At 40.7% G+C, this 20,517-nt stretch carries 18 protein-coding genes; 4 read left to right on the top strand and 14 right to left on the bottom strand.

The window, feature by feature from the left end; genetic code table 11:
- Entirely contained in the window at positions 1 to 417 is a 417-nt protein-coding gene (locus NLX74_RS18760; RefSeq protein WP_013308879.1) for a DUF4280 domain-containing protein, read from the top strand.
- A 103-nt stretch (positions 418 to 520) separates the two neighbouring features.
- Here the strand turns inward: NLX74_RS18760 and NLX74_RS18755 are convergent, their stop codons facing one another.
- Together NLX74_RS18755 and NLX74_RS18750 are read right to left on the bottom strand one after the other, a co-directional pair.
- Positions 521 to 1,999, bottom strand: coding sequence for a protein adenylyltransferase SelO (locus NLX74_RS18755; protein ID WP_254329615.1), 1,479 nt, complete (start codon positions 1,997 to 1,999; stop codon positions 521 to 523).
- A 98-nt stretch (positions 2,000 to 2,097) separates the two neighbouring features.
- Positions 2,098 to 2,547: a VOC family protein gene (locus NLX74_RS18750; RefSeq protein ID WP_254329614.1), complete on the bottom strand. Its 450-nt coding sequence runs from the start codon at positions 2,545 to 2,547 to the stop codon at positions 2,098 to 2,100.
- A gap of 102 nt (positions 2,548 to 2,649) precedes the next feature.
- Between NLX74_RS18750 and NLX74_RS18745 the strand changes: the two genes are divergently transcribed.
- Positions 2,650 to 3,588 carry a helix-turn-helix transcriptional regulator gene (locus NLX74_RS18745; protein ID WP_254329613.1) on the top strand — a complete coding sequence of 313 codons (939 nt, stop codon included), beginning with the start codon at positions 2,650 to 2,652 and terminating at the stop codon, positions 3,586 to 3,588.
- A 91-nt stretch (positions 3,589 to 3,679) separates the two neighbouring features.
- On the opposite strand, the gene NLX74_RS18740 is transcribed toward NLX74_RS18745, so the two are convergent.
- From NLX74_RS18740 to NLX74_RS18730, 3 genes are all read right to left on the bottom strand, one after another.
- Positions 3,680 to 4,051, bottom strand: a complete 372-nt coding sequence (locus NLX74_RS18740) for a hypothetical protein (RefSeq protein ID WP_231109497.1) — start codon at positions 4,049 to 4,051, stop codon at positions 3,680 to 3,682.
- Positions 4,052 to 4,188: 137 nt separating this feature from the next.
- Positions 4,189 to 6,387, bottom strand: a complete 2,199-nt coding sequence (gene gnpA / locus NLX74_RS18735; RefSeq protein ID WP_254329612.1) for a 1,3-beta-galactosyl-N-acetylhexosamine phosphorylase — start codon at positions 6,385 to 6,387, stop codon at positions 4,189 to 4,191.
- 12 nt (positions 6,388 to 6,399) lie between these two features.
- Positions 6,400 to 7,419 (bottom strand): glycoside hydrolase family 88/105 protein, encoded by a 1,020-nt coding sequence (locus tag NLX74_RS18730; protein WP_254329611.1) that lies wholly within the window; start codon positions 7,417 to 7,419, stop codon positions 6,400 to 6,402.
- A 195-nt stretch (positions 7,420 to 7,614) separates the two neighbouring features.
- On the opposite strand from NLX74_RS18730, the gene NLX74_RS18725 reads away from it, so the two are divergent.
- Both NLX74_RS18725 and NLX74_RS18720 read left to right on the top strand, forming a co-directional pair.
- The gene (locus tag NLX74_RS18725; protein WP_254329610.1) at positions 7,615 to 8,556 is read left to right on the top strand and encodes an AraC family transcriptional regulator; all 942 of its coding nucleotides are present in this window, start codon (positions 7,615 to 7,617) and stop codon (positions 8,554 to 8,556) included.
- A 305-nt stretch (positions 8,557 to 8,861) separates the two neighbouring features.
- Entirely contained in the window at positions 8,862 to 10,292 is a 1,431-nt protein-coding gene (locus NLX74_RS18720) for a pyridoxal phosphate-dependent decarboxylase family protein (RefSeq protein WP_254329609.1), read from the top strand.
- A 170-nt stretch (positions 10,293 to 10,462) separates the two neighbouring features.
- Here the strand turns inward: NLX74_RS18720 and NLX74_RS18715 are convergent, their stop codons facing one another.
- From NLX74_RS18715 to NLX74_RS18675, 9 genes are all read right to left on the bottom strand, one after another.
- The gene (locus tag NLX74_RS18715; protein ID WP_254329608.1) at positions 10,463 to 11,032 is read right to left on the bottom strand and encodes an SF0329 family protein; all 570 of its coding nucleotides are present in this window, start codon (positions 11,030 to 11,032) and stop codon (positions 10,463 to 10,465) included.
- Positions 11,033 to 11,085: 53 nt separating this feature from the next.
- Entirely contained in the window at positions 11,086 to 12,075 is a 990-nt protein-coding gene (locus NLX74_RS18710) for a tRNA dihydrouridine synthase (protein ID WP_254329607.1), read from the bottom strand.
- Positions 12,076 to 12,327: 252 nt separating this feature from the next.
- Positions 12,328 to 12,576, bottom strand: a complete 249-nt coding sequence (locus NLX74_RS18705) for an N-6 DNA methylase (protein ID WP_254329606.1) — start codon at positions 12,574 to 12,576, stop codon at positions 12,328 to 12,330.
- Positions 12,577 to 12,826: 250 nt separating this feature from the next.
- Entirely contained in the window at positions 12,827 to 13,129 is a 303-nt protein-coding gene (locus tag NLX74_RS18700; RefSeq protein ID WP_254329605.1) for a phage integrase SAM-like domain-containing protein, read from the bottom strand.
- A 114-nt stretch (positions 13,130 to 13,243) separates the two neighbouring features.
- Positions 13,244 to 13,636, bottom strand: coding sequence for a hypothetical protein (locus NLX74_RS18695; RefSeq protein WP_254329604.1), 393 nt, complete (start codon positions 13,634 to 13,636; stop codon positions 13,244 to 13,246).
- Between the two features lie 27 nt (positions 13,637 to 13,663).
- Positions 13,664 to 15,280, bottom strand: a complete 1,617-nt coding sequence (locus NLX74_RS18690; RefSeq protein ID WP_254329603.1) for a type I restriction-modification system subunit M — start codon at positions 15,278 to 15,280, stop codon at positions 13,664 to 13,666.
- Positions 15,281 to 15,298: 18 nt separating this feature from the next.
- Complete coding sequence (locus tag NLX74_RS18685; protein WP_254329602.1) at positions 15,299 to 16,498, bottom strand: restriction endonuclease subunit S; 1,200 nt, start codon at positions 16,496 to 16,498, stop codon at positions 15,299 to 15,301.
- Positions 16,499 to 16,511: 13 nt separating this feature from the next.
- Positions 16,512 to 17,417: an AbiJ-NTD4 domain-containing protein gene (locus NLX74_RS18680; protein WP_254329601.1), complete on the bottom strand. Its 906-nt coding sequence runs from the start codon at positions 17,415 to 17,417 to the stop codon at positions 16,512 to 16,514.
- Positions 17,418 to 17,459: 42 nt separating this feature from the next.
- Positions 17,460 to 20,516 (bottom strand): type I restriction endonuclease subunit R, encoded by a 3,057-nt coding sequence (locus NLX74_RS18675; RefSeq protein WP_254329600.1) that lies wholly within the window; start codon positions 20,514 to 20,516, stop codon positions 17,460 to 17,462.
- Position 20,517: the final 1 nt, after the last annotated feature.

Below are 20,517 nucleotides of genomic sequence, written 5' to 3'. Positions count from 1 at the left end.
ATGGAAGAAGCAAGTGTGCAACCTGGAACAGGTGCGAAAAAAAGCTATGTCGTGGCGGGTGCGATTTTAAGCTGTAGTTACGGTACACAGCCTACGCGTTTGAAGCGCCCTTTTAGTCATGGGGTGTATGTCAAAAATAAAGCACAGATGAATATTGGAGATTATGTACCTGGAGTGAACATAAAATCTTTTGGAAATTGCTCCAGTCCGCTGAATCCGGCTGTGCAAGCCAGTGAGATGGTCGATATTTATGGAGTGAAAAAGGCCCCGTGTATTCCTGTCCTTACGATGCCTTGGTTGAACGGAAAAAGCGACATGCGCATCGAAGGCCAGCCTGCTCTTACGCAGAACTGTACGCATCAATGTCTTTATTGCGGACACATACAGATCGAAAATGACGGTCAGGAGCTGGATTAAACAGTTACAACCTACCCCTATAAAAACAAAAGCGTTGGTGAGAGATTGGCTATCTTCTCCACCAACGCATGATATAGGTTATCTTCAAATCGTTTGCTCCACATCAGGTACCACAAAAGGTTCGGTAAGGACAGGTGGATTCCTCAGGCAATGTAGAGTACATTTCCTGTTCGGTAGAGTAAGCATAAGGGTTCGAAAGAACTTCAAGAAGCTGCTCCATCACACGGTAGTCTTCTCGTTCCACCGCAGCTTCTAGTGCTTCTTCTACCCGGTGGTTGCGTGGGATGATTGCAGGATTACTGCTGCGCATCAGCTGACGCGAGGAGGCTTGTGATTCCTGCTGTCTGCCCAGCCTCGCCTGCCACTGCTCGTGCCACTGGGTGAATTCCGCAGTGCTGAACAGAACCGTATCTTCCAGCTTGTTCAAAGTTAGGGCACGGAAGGTATTGGTGTAGTCGGCACGATGCTTCTGCATGATACTCAGAAGCTCCTCAATAAGAGATTCATCCTCCTGCTCTTCGTTAAAGATCCCTAGCTTCGCCCGCATTCCTGCAAGCCAATGATGGTGAAACATTTTTACAAAATCTGAAATTGCATCCTCAGCCAGTGTGACAGCCTGCTCCCTGTTGTCATGCAGCAGTGGCAAGAGCGTCTCAGCAAATCTCGCGAGATTCCACGCAGCAATATGCGGCTGATTGGCATAAGCATAGCGTCCCTGCCTGTCGATGGAACTGAACACCGTCTCAGGATCATAGGTATCCATGAAGGCGCAAGGACCATAATCAATGGTTTCTCCGCTAAGGGTCATATTGTCGGTGTTCATCACCCCATGAATAAAACCAACCAGCTGCCATTTGGCAATCAGCTCGGCTTGACGCTTAATCACTTCCTGAAGCAGTGAAAGGTAACGGTTTTCGTCATTGGCAACTTCCGGGTAGTGTCTTTCCAAGGTATAATCAGCCAGAACACGGAGATCTTGGGACGTGCCCCATGCTGAGACGTATTGAAAGGTTCCGACGCGAAGATGACTGCCAGCCACACGGGTCAGAATGGCTCCGGGCTGCTCGGTTTCCCGGATGATCGACTCACCCGTGGATACCACCGCCAAGCTGCGGGTGGTAGCAATATCCAGCGCATGCATCGCCTCACTGATGATGTATTCGCGAAGCATCGGACCAAGTGCCGCACGGCCGTCACCACCACGGGAATATGGCGTTCTGCCTGAGCCCTTGAGCTGAATATCAACCCGTTCACCCAAGGGAGTGATCTGTTCGCCAAGCAGCAGAGCACGTCCGTCTCCTAACATGTTAAAATGCCCGAATTGATGCCCTGCGTAAGCTTGAGCAAGAGGTGCAGCTCCTTCTGGAACCTGGTTTCCAGCCAGCTCCGCTACGCCATCATTCCTTTGCAGCGCTGTACCGTTCAACCCCAGTGATGCTGCCAACGGATGATTAAGAATGATCAGCTTGGGTGCGCGGACAGAAGTTAGGTTGAGCTTTGTAAACAATGATTCCGGCAAACGAGAATAACTGTTGTCGAAGTTCCATCCTATTTGATCTGCTATTTCTTTTTTCTCCGTCATAGTGTCTCCTTTTCTGCTGCGGTATCTTAGGTTTTCCTATTTTAGTTTTTACTTCTGTCCATTTATTATCCAATTATGAAACATGGAACATGCTTTTTTTATTGTAATCGATTATCAAACATTAATTGTATTTGAATACCGAACGGGTCTTCAATAATACCGTAGGCTTTGCTAAACACATTATTTGATAAAGGCACAATAATTTTTACTCGATCATCCGTAATCAAGCTATTATAAAAACGTTTAATTTCTTCTAGGTCAGCACTTTGAATACATAAAGAAGTGTTATTACCCACTGTATATTTTTCACTGATGTTCATTGTGTCTTCTGCTATCATTAGTTTTGTTTTTCCGATGGATAAGACAGAATGAGAAATATAATTTTTATTTTCATCCGTAAGCTGTATGGAGCTGTTACGTTGGGCCATGTCTTGATAGGTAACAAGAAACAATTCCTCTGCGTTGAAGTGTTTTTTGTAGAAATGTATAGCTTCCTTTGCCTTTCCGTTCATGGATAAGAAAATAGCTACTTCCAGTGTTGTACTCATGGTATCAATCTCCTTTTATATGTCATGAATTTGATATATTCCCTTGAACTTATTATCATATAAAAAGGTATCAAAACATGACACCTTTATAAGGAGATTTAGATGAAGAAGTCAGAAAGATTAAATGACATGATCAGATACTTAAACAGTCGAGAGTTTTTTAATTTAAATGACCTAATGGATAAATACCATATCTCAAAAAGTACAGCTCTACGTGATATTAGTTCATTGGAACAATTAGGTATGCCTATTTTTTCGGAACATGGCAGACATGGACGATATGGTATCCTAAAAAATAGATTGTTATCCCCCATTATTTTTACGATGGATGAAGTGTATGCTCTGTACTTTGCAATGTTAACGTTAGAAGCTTATCAATCCACCCCCTTTCACTTAAGTGTTAATCAACTGAATGAAAAGTTTGAACACTGTCTTTCTAAAATACAAATAAACCAGATTCATAAAATGAAAAAGGTTCTACAATTTGAAATATATCAGCATAATCATGTTAGTCGCTATTTAGATAAAATTCTAACAAGCATTCTTAATGAGAGTAAGTGTAAAGTTAAATATGTAAAAAATAATCAGAACAAAAGTTACTATGTTCAATTTTTCAAAATTTCCGCTAAGTTTGGCCAATGGTATGCTACTGGAATAGAGTTACATACGAATAAATATAGAGTTTTCAGATGTGATCGAATCACCTTTGTAGAAGAAGAGGAGAACAATTCTCGCTTTTCTATAGATGAACTCCTTAGTCGTTCATTAGAAATGTATCAATCTGAGAAGAGCATTGACTTTGAAGTAGAGATTGTAGAACAAGCCCAGGATATTTTTTATAAAGAACATTATCCTTCTATGAAAATAGAAAATGGTGATAAGACAGTCATTAAGGGATTTTATAATCCTGGAGAAGAGGAGTTTATCGCTCATTATTTTATGAGATATGGTCATTATGTACGATCAGTGAAGCCAGAATCTTTAAAACGGATTATTAAAGATAGAGTTGAGCACCTCTTACACCACTATCAAAAATTATAAAATCATCGAAGGTTTGTTCAAAATTCCCTCTACATTGTAGCAAGGAAAAGAAGGCACACGCTCCTTTTCCTTGCTAACGATGACATTTGAATTATGGCTTCCGTTTGGCGATAACAGCATAGGATACCGTTCTTGTGAATCCAGTTGGATTCCATGCAGTAAACACCCATCTGTCTTCGGCCGCGGAATAATTATTGAGAAGAAACCCTTGTTCATTTCCAGAGAAAGTCCATGCACCGCTAATCAAATTGTAGGCGTTACCGTTAATCGTAGTGCTTCTAAAGCTATTAGGAGAAATAGTGATCGGAGCGAAAGTGAAGCGTGCGAATCCATCTCCAAGTTGAGTTACACGAATGGCTTTTTTAAGATTCATAACCACATGACTTCTTTTTTTTAGCTTTCTTCCCAACTTTGCTTCCGCATTTTTAATTTTCATTAAGGTTGCCTTTCTCAAAGAAATCATCTCCTTAATTGTTCTACTTATAGTTAATGATGAGGTAGATACTTTTGAATGGACAAAATCCCCGGTAAATTAGCTTGATTTTCTGGAGTTGCTGAAACAAAAAGCCCTTCCTTAAAATAAAGGAGGGCTTGATACCGCTACTTCTCATTATTTTCCGTTCCTAATACCGATTTTGTTAAGCCGATATGGGTGATCATGGTGTCATACGGATCTAATTCCATGGTTTGTTTGCCGTATTCCGTTTCAATCGTCGTTCTTTGAAGTTGATCGCTATTGTTAATAACAACCAATATTTTACTTTCTGGATAATAAGCACACTCTGTATATAGGTTATCTGTAATGTACTTCGTTTCATGTAACTCATTGCCTGCAAACCGAATTATATTCAGCAGCAACCTTGTGTTTTCCCAGCTGAATTCGAAAGAAGGAAGGTAGATCCCCTTTCCTTTACCGAAGGCATGAGTAGACAATGCTATCATACCACTCGTTTCCTCCACTACCGCAGCTGACCCATCGGTAAGATAAATGCTATTCTTTGGCGTTATACTGGCTCCTTTAGGAACCAAACCATGCTCATCCCTAACCTCATAAGTCCATTTTCCATGACCTACCCTGGAGCCTGTATCCTCATCCAGACCGAGAACATGTGCCATTCTGAAAAAGCTGTCGTGGCCTTCAACCGCAGAAGGCTGGTTGATACCAATAAAGACACCACCCTCATAAACCCATTGGGTCAGTAAGTCTACACACTTGTTGTCATTCCAGTGCTCCCCACCACTCCATGCTGAACCAGCAGAGCCGGCATTGATCACTACATCACAATCCTGTAGAATTCCCTGACGGATATCTTCAAAATCAATGAACTGCACTTCAATCGGCAATCCTGATAAAGCTTCATTGACATGAATCAAATCATGCATATACGTTTCATGGAAATGGCCGGACAATGTCCACGATCTTAATTTTCCCCAGCTATGCAGAATAGCTACCTTCGTCTTCATGTGATAGGGTTTGCCTTCGTGATGCAGTTCTTTAATTTCTCTGAACTCATTGGCAATCTTTTCGATATAATCACAAAAATCCGGGTAAGGCTCTACAAGATGTAAATATCCGCCCAGCCCAATCCGGTCAATAGGCTCCCGCAGCAAGGCGCGCCGGATATTAATCCAATACTTTTTGGCATCCAGCGTGGGGTTTCCCCCTTCCATAAAGGTAGGAAGCCCGCCTAAACCAACTGGAAATAAGTATGGATGCAGCCGAATCTCATGCGTATTCACTTTTACACCTGAACAAAGCCTCGCCTCATAACCTGAGAATACACATTTAATCAACCCGTCAAATCCAAACTCTTGAAAACGGTCATTGTAAGGCTCCATGCCAACCCAACTGTCATCATAGAAAACATAGGCCAGCTTCTCGTACCTATGCACAATGTCAATTAATTTCTTGCCAAATTCGATTACAAAATCATTGATAAATGCCATCCAATCCAGCTTGCGCTGCTCAGCCGGGATATGACTGACGCGGTATTTCCCGCCATTCACAAAATCCTCGGCAGTCATCGAATACCCATATTTCTTGGCAAACAGATTAAGCGCTCTTGAACTTACCGTAAAATCATATGAACCCCAGTCAGAGAACAGATGGCGATTGCGCTCATTACTGCCCCAGATCCAGGCGAAATTATAGAATAAGGAGGTAAACCGAACAACCGTGGTTTCCTTATGATGGAGACACCAATCTTCCATCCAATCCAGCAGATATTTTTGCGTTTCTGCATAGATGGGATCAATCTGCATCAAATGCTCTTTGTCCCAATGATTCGTTGTGTGATTGTACATGGAAATCTCTTCCCAGATCCGGTAGGCCATAAAGCTTACCGTGTATTTATGCCAAGGAACAATTCCGGTAATGACCACATTTCCGGATTCCCTTTCATAATTCCACTGTTCTCTTGGAACTTCCTCTCCGGTCGTTCTGTCAAAAACCTGCCAATAATTAAACGCCTCTTTGGAATCATTAACTTTGAATTGTTCAGCAAAAAAATCCTCCATCAGATAGATGGATACATAATCTTGTACAGCTACCTTCGGATTTGTAATTAAAAAACACTGCTGCAGCTTATCCAGATGGTGGGACGCCCACTCGTTATGATCTCTGATGATACAGATTGTCGAATATATGCCGTACCCAGCGTTAATAATCTCATCGGACAATTGCGTGCCGTCACTATCACGGATGACATCGGCACCCCACCGTTCAGCTAATTTCAGGGTCAGCGCCTCATAACCGGATTCTCCCGGTAGTGTAAAGTTCCCCGTAGTTTGTTTGGACAACTTGGTTCCCTCCTAATTCAACATATCAGACAGAAAGGCCAATGCCAGGCCTTGACCCCAGCCCTGAATCCAGTCTTTTGGAATATTCCGATACCCATCCCGATCTTTCATAACCGCTGTGCCGCCGGACACACCTAGTACCCGTCCGTCCTCGCTAATATGGTTCAAGATGCCCTTCAATGCCTTTTGCACGTATTTGGTATGCAACGGATTGCCGTTATTGATCATGGCTGCCGCGATTCCGCAAGATGCAGACACTTCTTCGTAGGACTCCTCGTCATCCAGTACCGTCCGCCACAGGCCGTTCTCCGTTTGAACCCCCTTCAGTGCCGCCAGTTGATCCCGAAGTGAACACTCCACGTCCATGCACCGCGGATATAAATACCAGTCTTTCAAATGAATTTTAACTTGCGACATGGTATAGGCTCCCCAAGCATTCGCTCTCCCCCAGAAAAATCCGGACATATGGTCCTGCTTGACATTATTGTAGCCATGGTACCAGAGACCGCTACTAGGGTCTTGCAGGTATTTAATATGCCAGTAATACTGATTTAAGGCATCTTGGATCATTTCCTCATCTTTTAATTTGGTACCTACACGTAGCAGAAAAAATGCCGCCATAAACAACGTATCCGCCCACGCCTGTTCTGGGAAATCATTAGCAACGGATACCGTATGCTGCAGAACATGGTCTCCAAACCTGAGAGCATGGTTCCGAATATAATCCACCTTGCTCATCACAATATCCCAATATTTCTGGTCCCCTGTTTCTTCATACAATGTGATCAGCATATGGCCCATAGCACATGTGTTTACCGTCCAGTGCGGCAGACCCAGCTCGATATATTCATCCGCCCACTGCTTAAGCATATTCAAATAGTCTTTATTTCCTGTTTTTGTATAGGCCGTGGATACACCATAATAAGCCACACCGCAAGGCCAGTCCCACGTCAAATCCATCGCCATTGTTTTTCTGACGACTTTGTCGATAACTTTTAATATCTCTTCCTTGTCACAATTCAATTGAAGCATCTTTATTCCCCTCTCCTAGCACACACGCCCCCAAAGGCGCTTGAGAGCTGTTTGTCGCCGTTTTGGAAACGCTTTACTTACTCCATTGTACGCAGTAAAATAGTCTCCATCTAAGCATATTCGCAACAAAACTGCGCAATTCTAATCATTTATGTATATCTGCTGGTTAAAATCAAAGTCATGGGGGTATTGAATATGCCCAGAAAAAAGAAGCCCGTTATAGAATATCGGCACTACAGCTTGCCTATAAATTTCCCTGTCTTGCTATTAAGCGGTGATCGTTGGAAGATTTCAGATATTAAAAGTGAGCATCTCCATTTCCATAACCATTTGGAGATTGGTATATGCTATTCAGATAGCGGCATCATGGAGATCAAAGGAGAATCTGTACCCTTTAAAGCCGGAGACGTCACCTTCATCCCCAGGTATCTTCCTCATACCACGTATAGTTCGCCCAATACAGCCAGTCTTTGGTCTTATATCTTTTTTTCGCCAGAGGACCTCTTTCAACATTCATTTAAAAGTGCTTACAGCAACTTCGAGCCGAATTTGTGGGTGGTGAAGGGAATGAACTGTATATTGAATAAGGAGCAACATCCCAAGGTTTATACACTTGCGACTTCAATCGTAGAGGAATTAAAACAGCAGAATCCTTACTATCAGGAAAGTACCTACGGTTTATTGCTATCCCTTTACATAGAACTCCTTAGAATTCATTCCAGGAATGAACTGTTGGCAGATCAAGAAACAGAGCATAGCCTGAAAAGCGATTTTGTCATTTCTCCAGTTCTGGAGTACATCACGAAAAACTATATGAACCCCATTACCATGGATTTTTTGGCCGATCTGTGCCATTTAAGTACAACTCATTTCCGAAGAAAATTCCATGAAATTATGGGGACGTCGCCTCTCGATTTCCTAAACAGCACCCGAATCGAAGAGGCTTGCAAGCAATTAAAAAGCACGGAGGATTCTATTCTTTCGATCTCCGAACAAGTCGGTTTTCACTCCATTTCCAGCTTCAACCGTTGCTTTTCCAGGCTTATGGGAAAGCCGCCCAAAGAATGGCGTAAAGGAGCACAATCCGAAGCGCAATCTGCAAAAGCGTCTATACTGGAGTTTACGGGGTGGGTTTAGCATTACAGCAGAAATAAACTTGATAAAACGAACTCAATATTCTGGATATCAAACTAGCCATTTTCTGCTTTATATGATTAATCACATTTTGCAATGGATCTAGAAAAAGCATAAAATTCAAATCTTTTAACAACTCCATTCCAGCAAGCCCCGTCATATAGCCATCTTCGACCTTGAAAATTAATTTATGTAATAGCAAAGTGCCTAAAAATAAACGTAATGATGAAATCGGTGAATCTCACAATATGACAACAGATGTTATATTATACTTTGGTTGAAGTTAAACAAAGGAGATGGAGATGCTTATGATGAATCAAGAACCAAATCAGCAATTAGGCGAGATTATTGAGCAGTTCATACATTCATTAATAGCAGAAAATAATAACATTCGATCTCAAAAAGTAATCAACATTGCAGATGAGGATACGATAGCTCATTTAAGGGGAATTGGTTTTCCGAAAAAAGGAAGACCGATACAAGAGGTCGTCGATGAAATGAGGAAAAACGTCTATCCTCACCAAACCTTCATGCAACACCCTCGCTTTTTCGCATTGGTTCCTGGTCCAATGTCTCTTTACTCGTGGTTAGGAGATATCATGACCAGCGCCTATAATACCCATGCCGGAAGCTGGATGCTGAGTTCGAGCGCAAGCCTTTTAGAGGGGGAAGTGATCCGGTGGATGTGTGACCAAGCAGGATATCCCGATACTGCTGGGGGCTTATTTCTGTCGGGCGGATCGCTATCGAATTTGACCGCTTTAGCAGCTGCACGCAATGCAAAGTTATCCGAGCAGGAATATGCCATTGGAACTGCTTATGTTTCAGATCAAACTCATTCATCGGTCGCCAAAGGGTTACGCATCCTCGGATTCCGCAGTGATCAAATCAGGAAGGTTCCAAGTGATACAAATTTTCGTATGGATGTTTCAGCCTTAGAAAAAAAAATAATGGATGATCAAGCGGCTGGGATGAAGCCTTTTGCAATCATTGCCACGGCAGGCACAACCAATACGGGAAGCATTGACCCATTAAACGAAATTGCTGACCTATGTGAAAAACATAATATTTGGTTACACGTGGATGGAGCTTACGGTGCGTCGATTTTGGCTTCTTCGAAATATAAGTCTCTTTTGAGCGGGATATCACGTTCAGATAGTATCACCTGGGATGCACACAAATGGCTAATGCAGACCTATTCCTGTAGTGTGGTTTTAGCCAAAGAAAAGCAGCACCTCGAAAATTGCTTCAGCACCCATCCAGAGTATTTGAAAGATGCCGAGACTGATGAAGAACATATGAATTATTGGGATCTGGGTCCTGAGTTAACCCGGCCTGCTCGAAGTTTGAAACTATGGGTGACACTGCAAGCTTTAGGAACGAATGCTGTCAGTGAAGTTATAGAGCATGGAGTTCAACTCGCAGAATGGGCTGAAGATGAAATCAAAAAACATAATCATTGGGAAATTGTAACCCCCGCTAAATTAGCGATTGTTAATTTTCGATATGCGCCAACTGGATTATCTGAGCAAGAATTAGATTCACTCAATAAAAGGATCTCCCAAGAAATGATGACAAACGGATACGCCTCTGTGCTTACGACACAACTCAATGGAAAAACTGTCCTCCGAATCTGCGCAATTCACCCAGACACTACGGAACATGAGATAAGAAATACAATTCAGCTTTTATCGAATATAGCAAGATCATTAAATGAGAAAAAAGTTTTTTTGCGATGAAAAATTTTGAAACTAATTGCTACGATTTCTGTAAATAAACGAAAATTATCAGCATCACACAATTAAGAGGGGCTTGTCGCCCCTTTTTACTGTTTCTCCCATACATTTTTCAAATTGCAGTGAGGACAACCCTGACACGACGTGCCCCCATCAATGGAAGTTATTTATTTTCATAACGTACTACGCCGTAGTTCATAAAAATACTGCACACTGGGATGCTTTAACTTCATCTTCTCGGTCATGTTTAAAATTCGCTTTTTTCCTACTCGTCTGTCCACTAAAGCTAGAATATTCAATAAGATATCATTACTCTCTAAGCTGTCCTCTATAGAAGTAGTTAAAAATTTATTAGCTACAACATTAAAATTAGACTTGCTTAATGAGGCCTGTGCTGACAAAAGCTCCTTTGCATGCTCTGATATTTTTCTACCTCTTGCAATTACTTGTAGACGATCCTCTGGAACGGTCCCTTTGGTATCTTTTCTGACCGCTTCAATTTCTTCATTGCTGATAGGAACTTGGATATTGGGATCATTCTTGATTTCCAACTCCGTCTGATACCATTGGATTGGACTAGTGATATCATTCATATTGAGTATGTTCTTCTTATCTACAGTTATATAACAAATTCCAGATTTATCAGGAAAATAACGGTAACTGGTAGCTCGGTATTCGACCCTTCCGTCTAACGCAGGACAGCGGAAGCTCTCCAGTTGTTGCTTCAATTTACTCCAGGACATATATCCTCCTATGTTTTCAATGTCTACTAACAGCCCGTCCCCAACTTGGCAATTTAATTTCCACGTTCCTCTACCTCATCATGATCCTTGCTTCCAAACTCATCAAGCAATGTACGCACTTCACTTGTTGATTTGGCGTTCATTAAGCTGTTTCTGAGTTCACTTGCCCCTCGGAATCCACGGACATATATTTTGAAGAAGCGGGCAAGAGGGCTGAACGAACGTGGCTCCTGCGCTGAATAATGATCATGGAGATCTAGATGAAGCCGCAGCAGTTCAAGCAATTCCTCACTGCTGTGTTCCTTCGGCTCCTTCTCAAACGCAAATGGATTCTGGAAAATACCACGCCCAATCATAATGCCATCCACTCCATATTGCTCAGCGAGCTTCAAGCCGGTCTGACGGTCCGGAATATCTCCGTTAATGGTCAGCAGTGTATCTGGTGCCACCTCATCACGAAGTTTCTTAATCTCCGGAATTAGTTCCCAGTGAGCGTCTACTTTGCTCATTTCCTCTCTGGTCCGCAGATGAATGGACAAATTCACAATGTCTTGTTTTAAAATATGGGTCAACCAGTCGCGCCATTCATCTACGGCAGTGAAACCAAGCCTTGTTTTCACACTGACGGGCAGTCCCCCGGCTTTGGCGGCCTGAATGATATCCGCTGCGATTTCGGGACGGCAGATCAGGCCGCTTCCCTTCCCATTCTCCGCTACATTCGCTACAGGACAACCCATATTAATATCGATGCCTTTGAAGCCTTCTTTCGCCACACCGATGCTCATTTCACGGAAATATTCCGGCTTATCTCCCCAGATATGGGCCACCATGGGCTGTTCATCCTCTGTAAAAGTCAAACGCCCACGTACACTTTTGTTCCCCTCCGGGTGACAATAACTCTCTGTATTCGCAAACTCCGTAAAAAACACATCCGGTCTGGCTGCTTCACTTACGACATGGCGAAACACAACATCCGTCACATCTTCCATCGGCGCCAGTATAAAAAAAGGTCGTGGCAAATCACGCCAAAAATTATTCGTCATATCAAAAGCTCCTCTATAATTACCAGGACAAATCTTTGGTCCCAAAATGGTAAATCTAACCTGTTCATATCCTTGCTTCTTCTTCACATATAACATGTTTAAGCAACGTAGTTCAAACGGCAGTATATGTTAAGCATAGACATCTAAATGAGTATATCATACCCAAGAGAGGAGCAGACTCCCCAAAAGACTCGCAAAAATAGGAAGAGCGTCGCCCTCCTTGCCATCTTCTATAACGTACTGCGCCGCAGTTCATAGAAATACTGTACGGCATAACTTCCCCCAGCCTACGCCATTCCCATGCGAATGGTTTAAAAAAAGAGCCGAGGAATAATATCCTTGACCCTTTTCGTCAAATTCTACACATGAATACCCAACATTTTCAGCTGATGCCACACGAGCATATTTATCAACATCTACACGATTTAGGTACGTTTCGATAATCTTATTGATGTTTTTATCAGTAAGTTTGTTTTGATTTTCACCTTTTTCAAACGCCAATACACCTCAACTATTAGCCTTTTCTGACCAACAGCGCAACACTCTCCACATGAACCGTATGCGGGAACATGTGGGAGTTGTTTGGATTCTGTGTTACTTGGTTAAAGCCCTTGATTTATAAGGCTTTTGACCAAGACATATTGATCTTTTTGTTTGTGTTTTATTACTTGTTGACGATGTTCGTCAACAAGGTGTCAACAAGTGGCTGTCTATTCAATTTCTGATTCTCACATTGATATCTAACCGACAATCAATCTCGTTCCTGAAGGAAGCTTATAAAATGATCCAAGGCAACACTGTACATATTATGGCCGGTTTGGTTTTTACTAATAAAAAACTTATTATTCTTTATAAATAGAATATCTTTTTCTATTTCTTGCAAAGAAGTGTTTGTATAGAAGCTTTTTTCAAAAAGCCCCTCTTTTATCATGTCTTGCGAGATAGTATTAATAGCGCGTGAATACTTATACGCTGAACTTTTGCTTAACTTTCTTCCGAGGATTTTATTATCATTTCCAATTAGCCAATCCTCGAACTCTTTAATCATACTCATGCCCCTACCTCCCCCTTCGCTTAGAAGTTTTTTCAATTTATCTAAGGCGAGGTGTTACTTGTTTTAGTTTAAAAAAAGGAGAAGTTATACTCCCCTCCATGAGTTCAGCTAATATTAATTAAAAAAGGCCGTTAATGGATCGACACCATGCAATGGAACAACTAGACCTCTATCCAAAAAGCGGTTGAATTCTTCACAAGCTGTTTCTGGCACCAGTGAGCAGCTGTGGCAAGCAGCTAAATTACAGGAGTCTGGGCCTTGCAAGCCAATTTCTGTACAAAAGGTTATCTTGAAGCGGTTATCGGCAAAGCGTTTATTCCACATCCTAACCAACCCGCCCATAGTTCCATCTGAATCTCCCGCGGCGGTATAAATAAGAACACCGCACATAATCAGTTGAATCACTTTTGATTTCAGTAGAGCGAATAAACGGAATAACATCATTATAATAGTCAGGTTTTCCAGCTTACACTGCTCCCAAGTTCTTGTGAAAGAGCCAAGGTTCATATCCTCCTTAGCTCTTTTCTAACACTATTATTTACCTAAAAGACTGATAAATTTGCTCAGTTCTTTTTTGGATTCATCAGTTGTCCCCTTCAACTCATTCAATAACCCAAACAAGTTATCATATGAATTCGCAATTTCTGCTCTAACTTCTACCAACTCTTGAGCCACTTGCGAAAGTGAAATACCTTCTTCTTCTTCAAACGTATCGACATAACGTGGAATGTTCAAATTGTAATCATTTTCTTTGATTTCATCCAAAGATGCTACATGAGCATATTTCTCAACATTTTCACGGTTACAGTAAGTTTCGATAATTTTGTTGATGTTTTCAGGAGAGAGTTTGTTTTGGTTTTTACCTTTTTCAAACTCTTTTGAAGCATCGATAAACAAAATATCTTTATTCTTGCGAGCTTCACGACCTTTGAACACTAGCACACATGTTGGGATGCTTGTCCCATAGAACAAGTTAGCTGGCAATCCAATAACAGTATCTAACAGATTGTTGTCGATGATATTCTTACGAATTTTACCTTCAGATGCACCACGGAAGAGTACACCATGTGGCAACACGATAGCCATTGTTCCAGCTTTATTTAAATGGTACAGTCCATGAAGAACAAAAGCATAATCTGCCTTAGATGCAGGTGCCACACCATAACCCTTGAAACGTGTGTCTTTTTCTCGGTCAACGTCTTTTATATCCCAATTTTGAGAATATGGGGGATTAGCTACGACTGCGTCGAACTTCAAAGGAATTTGTGTGCCATCTTTTTCAGCAAATGGCCAGTCAGCATCAAGTGTGTCTGCACGATTCAACTCCATATTGCGATAGTTAACACCATGCATCATCAAGTTCATGCGAGCTAAGTTATAAGTCGTAGTATTCAACTCTTGGCCGTAAAAATCAACGCTTCCTTCTTCATCACCATTTGGCAATTCTTTTTGAACTGTCAAAAGAAGTGAACCTGATCCCATTGTAGGGTCATATACGCGAAATTGATCTCCAGTACCATCTGCATTAATCGTGACAATTTTTGCTAGGATTTGACTAACTTCATGAGGTGTATAGAATTCCCCACCTTTTTTCCCAGCATTGGCAGCAAACTGTCCAATCAAATACTCGTACACGTCACCCAAAATGTCACGTCCTGAATCGTCTTTGAAAGTGAACTCGTTAATCATCAAAACGATATCATTCAAAGCCCTCGCACGTTCATTTGTACTTGAGCCAAGACGTGTGTCCCCGAGGTTAACATCTGAGAATACGTTAGCAAAGTCCGCTTCTGCGACTGCGTTACGTTTAGCATTTGTATTGAATGAGTAAAACATGTCTTGGAAGTCACTAGCTTTGATTTTGTGATTTTCAATTTTTGATACAATTTTGTCCCAAGTGTAGGATGGGTCAATCGCATATCCGATACCTTTACTGATTTCTTCAAGGTAATCTTCTTTTTCAGTGTCATCTTTCACTTCGTAGAACTCTTCCAACTCATTGACTTTTAAATATTCTTCTTGATTTTCTGATAAGTAGCGATAGAACATAAATGGCAAAATATAGTTCTTGTACTCACTTGCATCCATTGTCCCACGCAGTTTGTTAGCCATTTCCCATAGCTTTGATGTAATATCTGTTGCATTACTCATTTGTGTAGTCTCCTTTTCTTATACAAACATTTGTTGAAGCAGTGATTTCTTCAAATTTTCAAGCGAATATAACTCACGCTGATGAAGGGTGATGAGGTTGTCAAGGTGAGTGAAGAAATCAGTAATTCTCTCCTGCTCAGCCAAAGAAGGTATACTACACAAAACGTTAATAAACGAATCCCAATATAGTCTTTTTCTGAAGTCTGTGACTCCATAAGAGAGATTGTTCATCTGGAGAATCATTTCATCTCGGCGCAAACAGTAATCCATAAACAGAGGGTAAAGCTGTGCATTGGGAATAGCAGTAATGTATGCAGGACTTACCATCCCTTCTGACTTCACGACTCCAATTGCCCCTTGCCACGCACGCATCATATTTAGAACAAGATCACCGAAATACACATGCTTATATAGAGACTTATCTTCGCTTCTACGCACTTTTTTCCCTAACGTATCGCTGTCTAATTCTTCATTTGAAACACCATGATGGATAGAAACGGAAAGGATCTGTAACGAATCATATCCTCGTTCTTTCCTTTCTGTGTATAGTTCACCCAACCTACGCTGTTCCCAAGCGTCAGTAAATCCTGCAAATCGAATTTCAGGAACATTGGTTCCATCTTTCGGAAACATTTTTTGAAGGAGACTCTTTTTTGTATCCTTCAGCAGTTGCAACTCACGACGATGGAGTTCTAGTTGGTGGTCTAGTTTTTCAAAAAAGCATGCTATTTCTGTCTGCTCCCAGTAACCAGGTATAGCTACTTTTATGGAACTTAGAGCAGGAAACTTCAAATTCCACGTATCAGAAGTAAGCCCTTGTGAGTTTATTTGGAAAGTCGAAATCATTTCATGCCTTTTGAAGTTGTAAGCAAAGAATTTTGGATTACTATTTTCTTTCGGTGTGATGACCGTATATGCTGGACTCAAAATACCATCATACGGAGAAAAACCACTTGCTCCCTGCCACATACGCATGGAGTTATACGCAATATCTCCAACTTTTACAACTTTATAATTCGACTTATCCGAACTAGAATTATCTTTTCTGTCTAAGTCCGATGCCCTTACAACACCTGAATTTATCGTTACAGAAATCAATTCTCCTTCAGCAGAACGTTCAGACCTTTCTGTAAAGCAATCTTTTAGCTTGACCTGTTCCCAAGCATCAGTAAATCCTGTGAATCTGATTTGAGGTGATTTTGTTATTTTATCACTCATTTCCAATCTCCTTTTATTTTAAATATTGAATTGCCAGAGCAATTAACGACAAGCAGCGGTTAAAAAAGTAATCATAGTGACGATTATCTGTAATATCAATTTTATTTGTCTCGTGATGACGGATTCTAAAACTATTACCAAGGTTCGTTAGTGCTCTAAATTCAGCATCAAAAATTGCAATAAAATCATCCTTCCCGTTGCTCATATCATTTACCACTTTAGTTGCAGAGTCACGTTTGTCAAGATTAGTATAATAAGTTTTCAGGCGCTCAAGAGCGTCCCATATTTTCTCAACTGAATATTGGTGAGCTGCTGGATTTGGTGTTTTGTATAATGCAATTGCATCTTTCATCAATTCTCTTGTCCCATATTCAGCAATTTGCTGTACCTGTGTCTCTATTGCAGGTGAAAGCGGGGTGTTTTCTACTATACGCTCAATAAGTTTTCCGTGGGTTAATGTAAACAACAACCCCGACTCTTGAAATATTTCGTTTATTTCATTTCGATAATCATCGAACGCACTTGTTGTATCCAAACAATGAATATACCAATAATTTTTGTAACGATCATTATTCCATCCTTCAGAAATATCCTTTATATTTTCAGCAACATATTCTATAAGGTCAATTAATGAATATTGGTCATATTCATCATTATCTTTTGGGGCAGCTAAATGACCATACTCATCCCTGAAAATATTAGGAATTTTTATTGCCATTCTATTTTCAAATTGACTACTGTTAAATTCAATATAATCCTGGCCCACAAAGGAACTATGCTTCTGGAGCTTAAAGATATGTGTTAGATTTTTATAGTATTTTTGGCATATATTTAATAGCAAAGTATAAACTTCTTTTGAAATTTTACTCGTACGTGCAATTGGTTTTCGTAATCCATGGCGTTCTGTATATAAATTCATTTCTGATCTCCTTTTTGTAGTCTATATAATTTCATCACTCGACTACTCACCCTTCTTAATTTCGTCAGCCATTTCATAAAATGCCTTACGGAATTCAATGCGGTATCGTACCCAGGTCAATTCTGCAATTCTTTCATCTGCAATTTCTTTATAATCAGCTCTTGCGTCATTCATGATTGCTGTCAACTCGCCTTGTTTATCCATATCCTCTTGACCTAAACGGTGTCTCTTAATCAAGCTTTCAAGCTCCTTAGGTTTTGTGCTGTTATCAAGTCCCCAAGTACGGATGAAGTTCGTTACAAGTTGAATATTCGTATCCTTTTGTGCTCTATCCATAGCTTGGTTCATTTTTTCAACACTTCGAGGAGCTGGATAATTATCAAATTCAAATTCTTTTGAGAATATCTTAGATACAAAGCTGCGCATCTTAGATTTTTCTCTTTCGTTATCTGACTTGGCAATTTCAATATGGATTTCATCACGCGTTTTTTCCGCTTTTGACATATAATTGGCGTGAACTTCGTCAGCCATTCGAGCAATCAAATCAATTAAGTAATCATAGTTGATAGTAACATCGTGAATATGAACCATAGAGAGATTGACTTGCGAAATATCAATGTTTTCTCGCTTAGCACGTCGTTCTTTCAACTCACCGGCGATTACAGTTGTTAAGATTACTTCCTGCTCTTCAGTAATCCCTAATCGTTCATAGAACTCTTCAGGGTTATCATAGGCAGAAATAGGATTTTTATCATCATCTTCGGTATATTGTTTCAACTGACTAAGTAAGCGATTGTACTCTTTCAAATTCTCAAAGACTTCATCTTGTGCTTTTTCACTTGGTGGTAATTGCACAAAATCATCCGTGAGCGCCCCAAGCTTCTTGATGACTTCTTGCATCTCAGCTTGAACCTTGCTAAATGGTTTAGAAATGATACCAGACTCTTCGTTACCTTCCTTCAAATCTTCAAGTGAAAGCTGTTCGTCAGCAGATGCACGATTTGAATAGATAGCAAAAGCCTTATTCATTTCATACTCGTTTTGCTCTGGCCAACGATAATTAACGACATTTCCCCAAGGCTTATCGATCAGGTTGTGCATTCGGTTTGTACGTGAGTATGCCTGAATCAGGTTCCCACCCTTAAGCGTTCGGTCAATATAGAGCGTATTCATTTCAGGAGCATCAAATCCGGTCAAAAGTTGATCAACTACAATAACCAGATCTAAATACTTACCATCATCAGCTGTCTTGTTCAAACGTCGTGCTAAGTCTTCTGTGTAAGCTTTAACTGTCGTCATATCAAAAGCTGTGCAAAACATTGCGTTATATACTGTGATAGCTCTATGCAAGTTCTCGTTCGTTTTCAATTGATGAATACTATTGGATGTATCTGCCGAGAAACTCACTGCAACTTTTAATCGTTGATCTACTGGACGGTTCGCGTTTTCTTCAACAAACTTATCGAAGTATTCCATCGCTCTTGGTGTACTTGCTTTGTTACCTCCAACGTGGACTGTAAATAAGGCATTATACTTACGATCATTTGAACGTTTCTTCCAATTATCGAAGATGTCTTTAACTACCAAGTTGACATGTTCTGGGCTATAATCGTAAACACTACCACGAACGTTATCGTCGATATCATCTTCGGTTGGATCTTCGGGAGCCTCGATCGTTTCCTTGAATTCAACGTTAAACCCTAAGACGTTTTTATCCGCAATCGCTTCTTTGATGGTGTATGCATGTAGAATATCACCAAAGATTTCTCGTGTTTCGGGGAATTTTGGTGTACCAGTATAACCAACCCAAGCAGAATTAGGAATAGCTTTTCGGATCGCTTCAAGCATTCCTTCATTTTCAGTGCCATCACCGGTTGAACGATGGGCCTCATCAACGATAAAAAGAATACTTTCATTAAGTGGCTTGAAGCTATCTCGCGTTACATAACGTGACATCTTTTGAATACTTGTCACGATGATGTTCTTATCGCTCTTCTTCGTTAATTTGCGATGGAGATCTGAGATATTTGCTGTGTCACTCACCACACCAGTTTTCCCTTCAAATCCCGCAACAGGATCATAGGCTTTATAGGCATCAGCTGTTTGGTTTGTAAGCGCAATACGGTCAACCAAGAAGATAACTTTATCTACATTAGATAGACGACTTGCAAGCCAAGCAGTCTTAAAACTTGTGATTGTCTTACCTGAACCCGTAGTGTGCCAAATGTATCCTAACTTCCCATCATTGTATTTGAAGTCAAATTTTCTAACTTTATCAAGCACACGCTTTGTGGCATAGACTTGATAAGGACGCATAACTTTGATACTTTCTTTGTTTTTAGTACCATCAAGTACCATGTAGCGTGTTGCTAAATCATGAGCCATTGGAATTGACAATGCTTTATCCGCAAACGTCTTCCATGAACGAATAGGGCGCGCATCATCATCATTTTGCCAGTTGAATGCGAAAGCTCGATTAAAGCTTTTGAATGGCGTATTTGCCATGTAACGAATATCAAACGGTGTCATCGCAATTAGAATCTGCAAAGTTGAAAAGATACCGCTGTATTGTTTCTCAGCAATATACTGTTCCATCTGGTTCAAGGATTCCGTAGTGCTGTGAAGTGCTTTCTTTAATTCGATTTGAATAATCGGTAAACCATTAATAAGCAACGTCACGTCAAATCTACGTTTGGGCTTACCATCAATAACTTTTGGTCGTTTAATTTGATTTACCACTTGATAAACAGTGTTTCCACCACCAACTTGGGCTTGGTCGAATACTGTCAAAAACACATGCCTACCATTGTCAAGGCCAACTTCAATTTCAGAAACACCGTTAACACCATACAAAAATTGTCCAGCATGGTAAGGTGATTCAATACCAGTGATGATTTTCTTTACCTGGTTAAATTCAGTGACAGACAATGGTTCATCTAAACGGGCGCGATTGTTTTGTTCTAGGATCATTTTAAAGTTATCCCAGAGTTGTTCGGTTGTTTTGATGTCTTTTTTGTATTCCCATTGTTTTACTCCACCGATTTTAGTCAAATAATCGATGACTTCATTTTCGAACGCCAACTCCGATTGACTTTTCATT

Origin of the sequence: Paenibacillus sp. MZ03-122A (assembly GCF_024213325.1) — a bacterium.
Taxonomy (GTDB): domain Bacteria; phylum Bacillota; class Bacilli; order Paenibacillales; family Paenibacillaceae; genus Paenibacillus; species Paenibacillus polymyxa_B.
The sequence above is the reverse complement of the archived record's forward strand: the minus strand, read 5'-3'. Positions and strand labels throughout refer to the sequence as shown.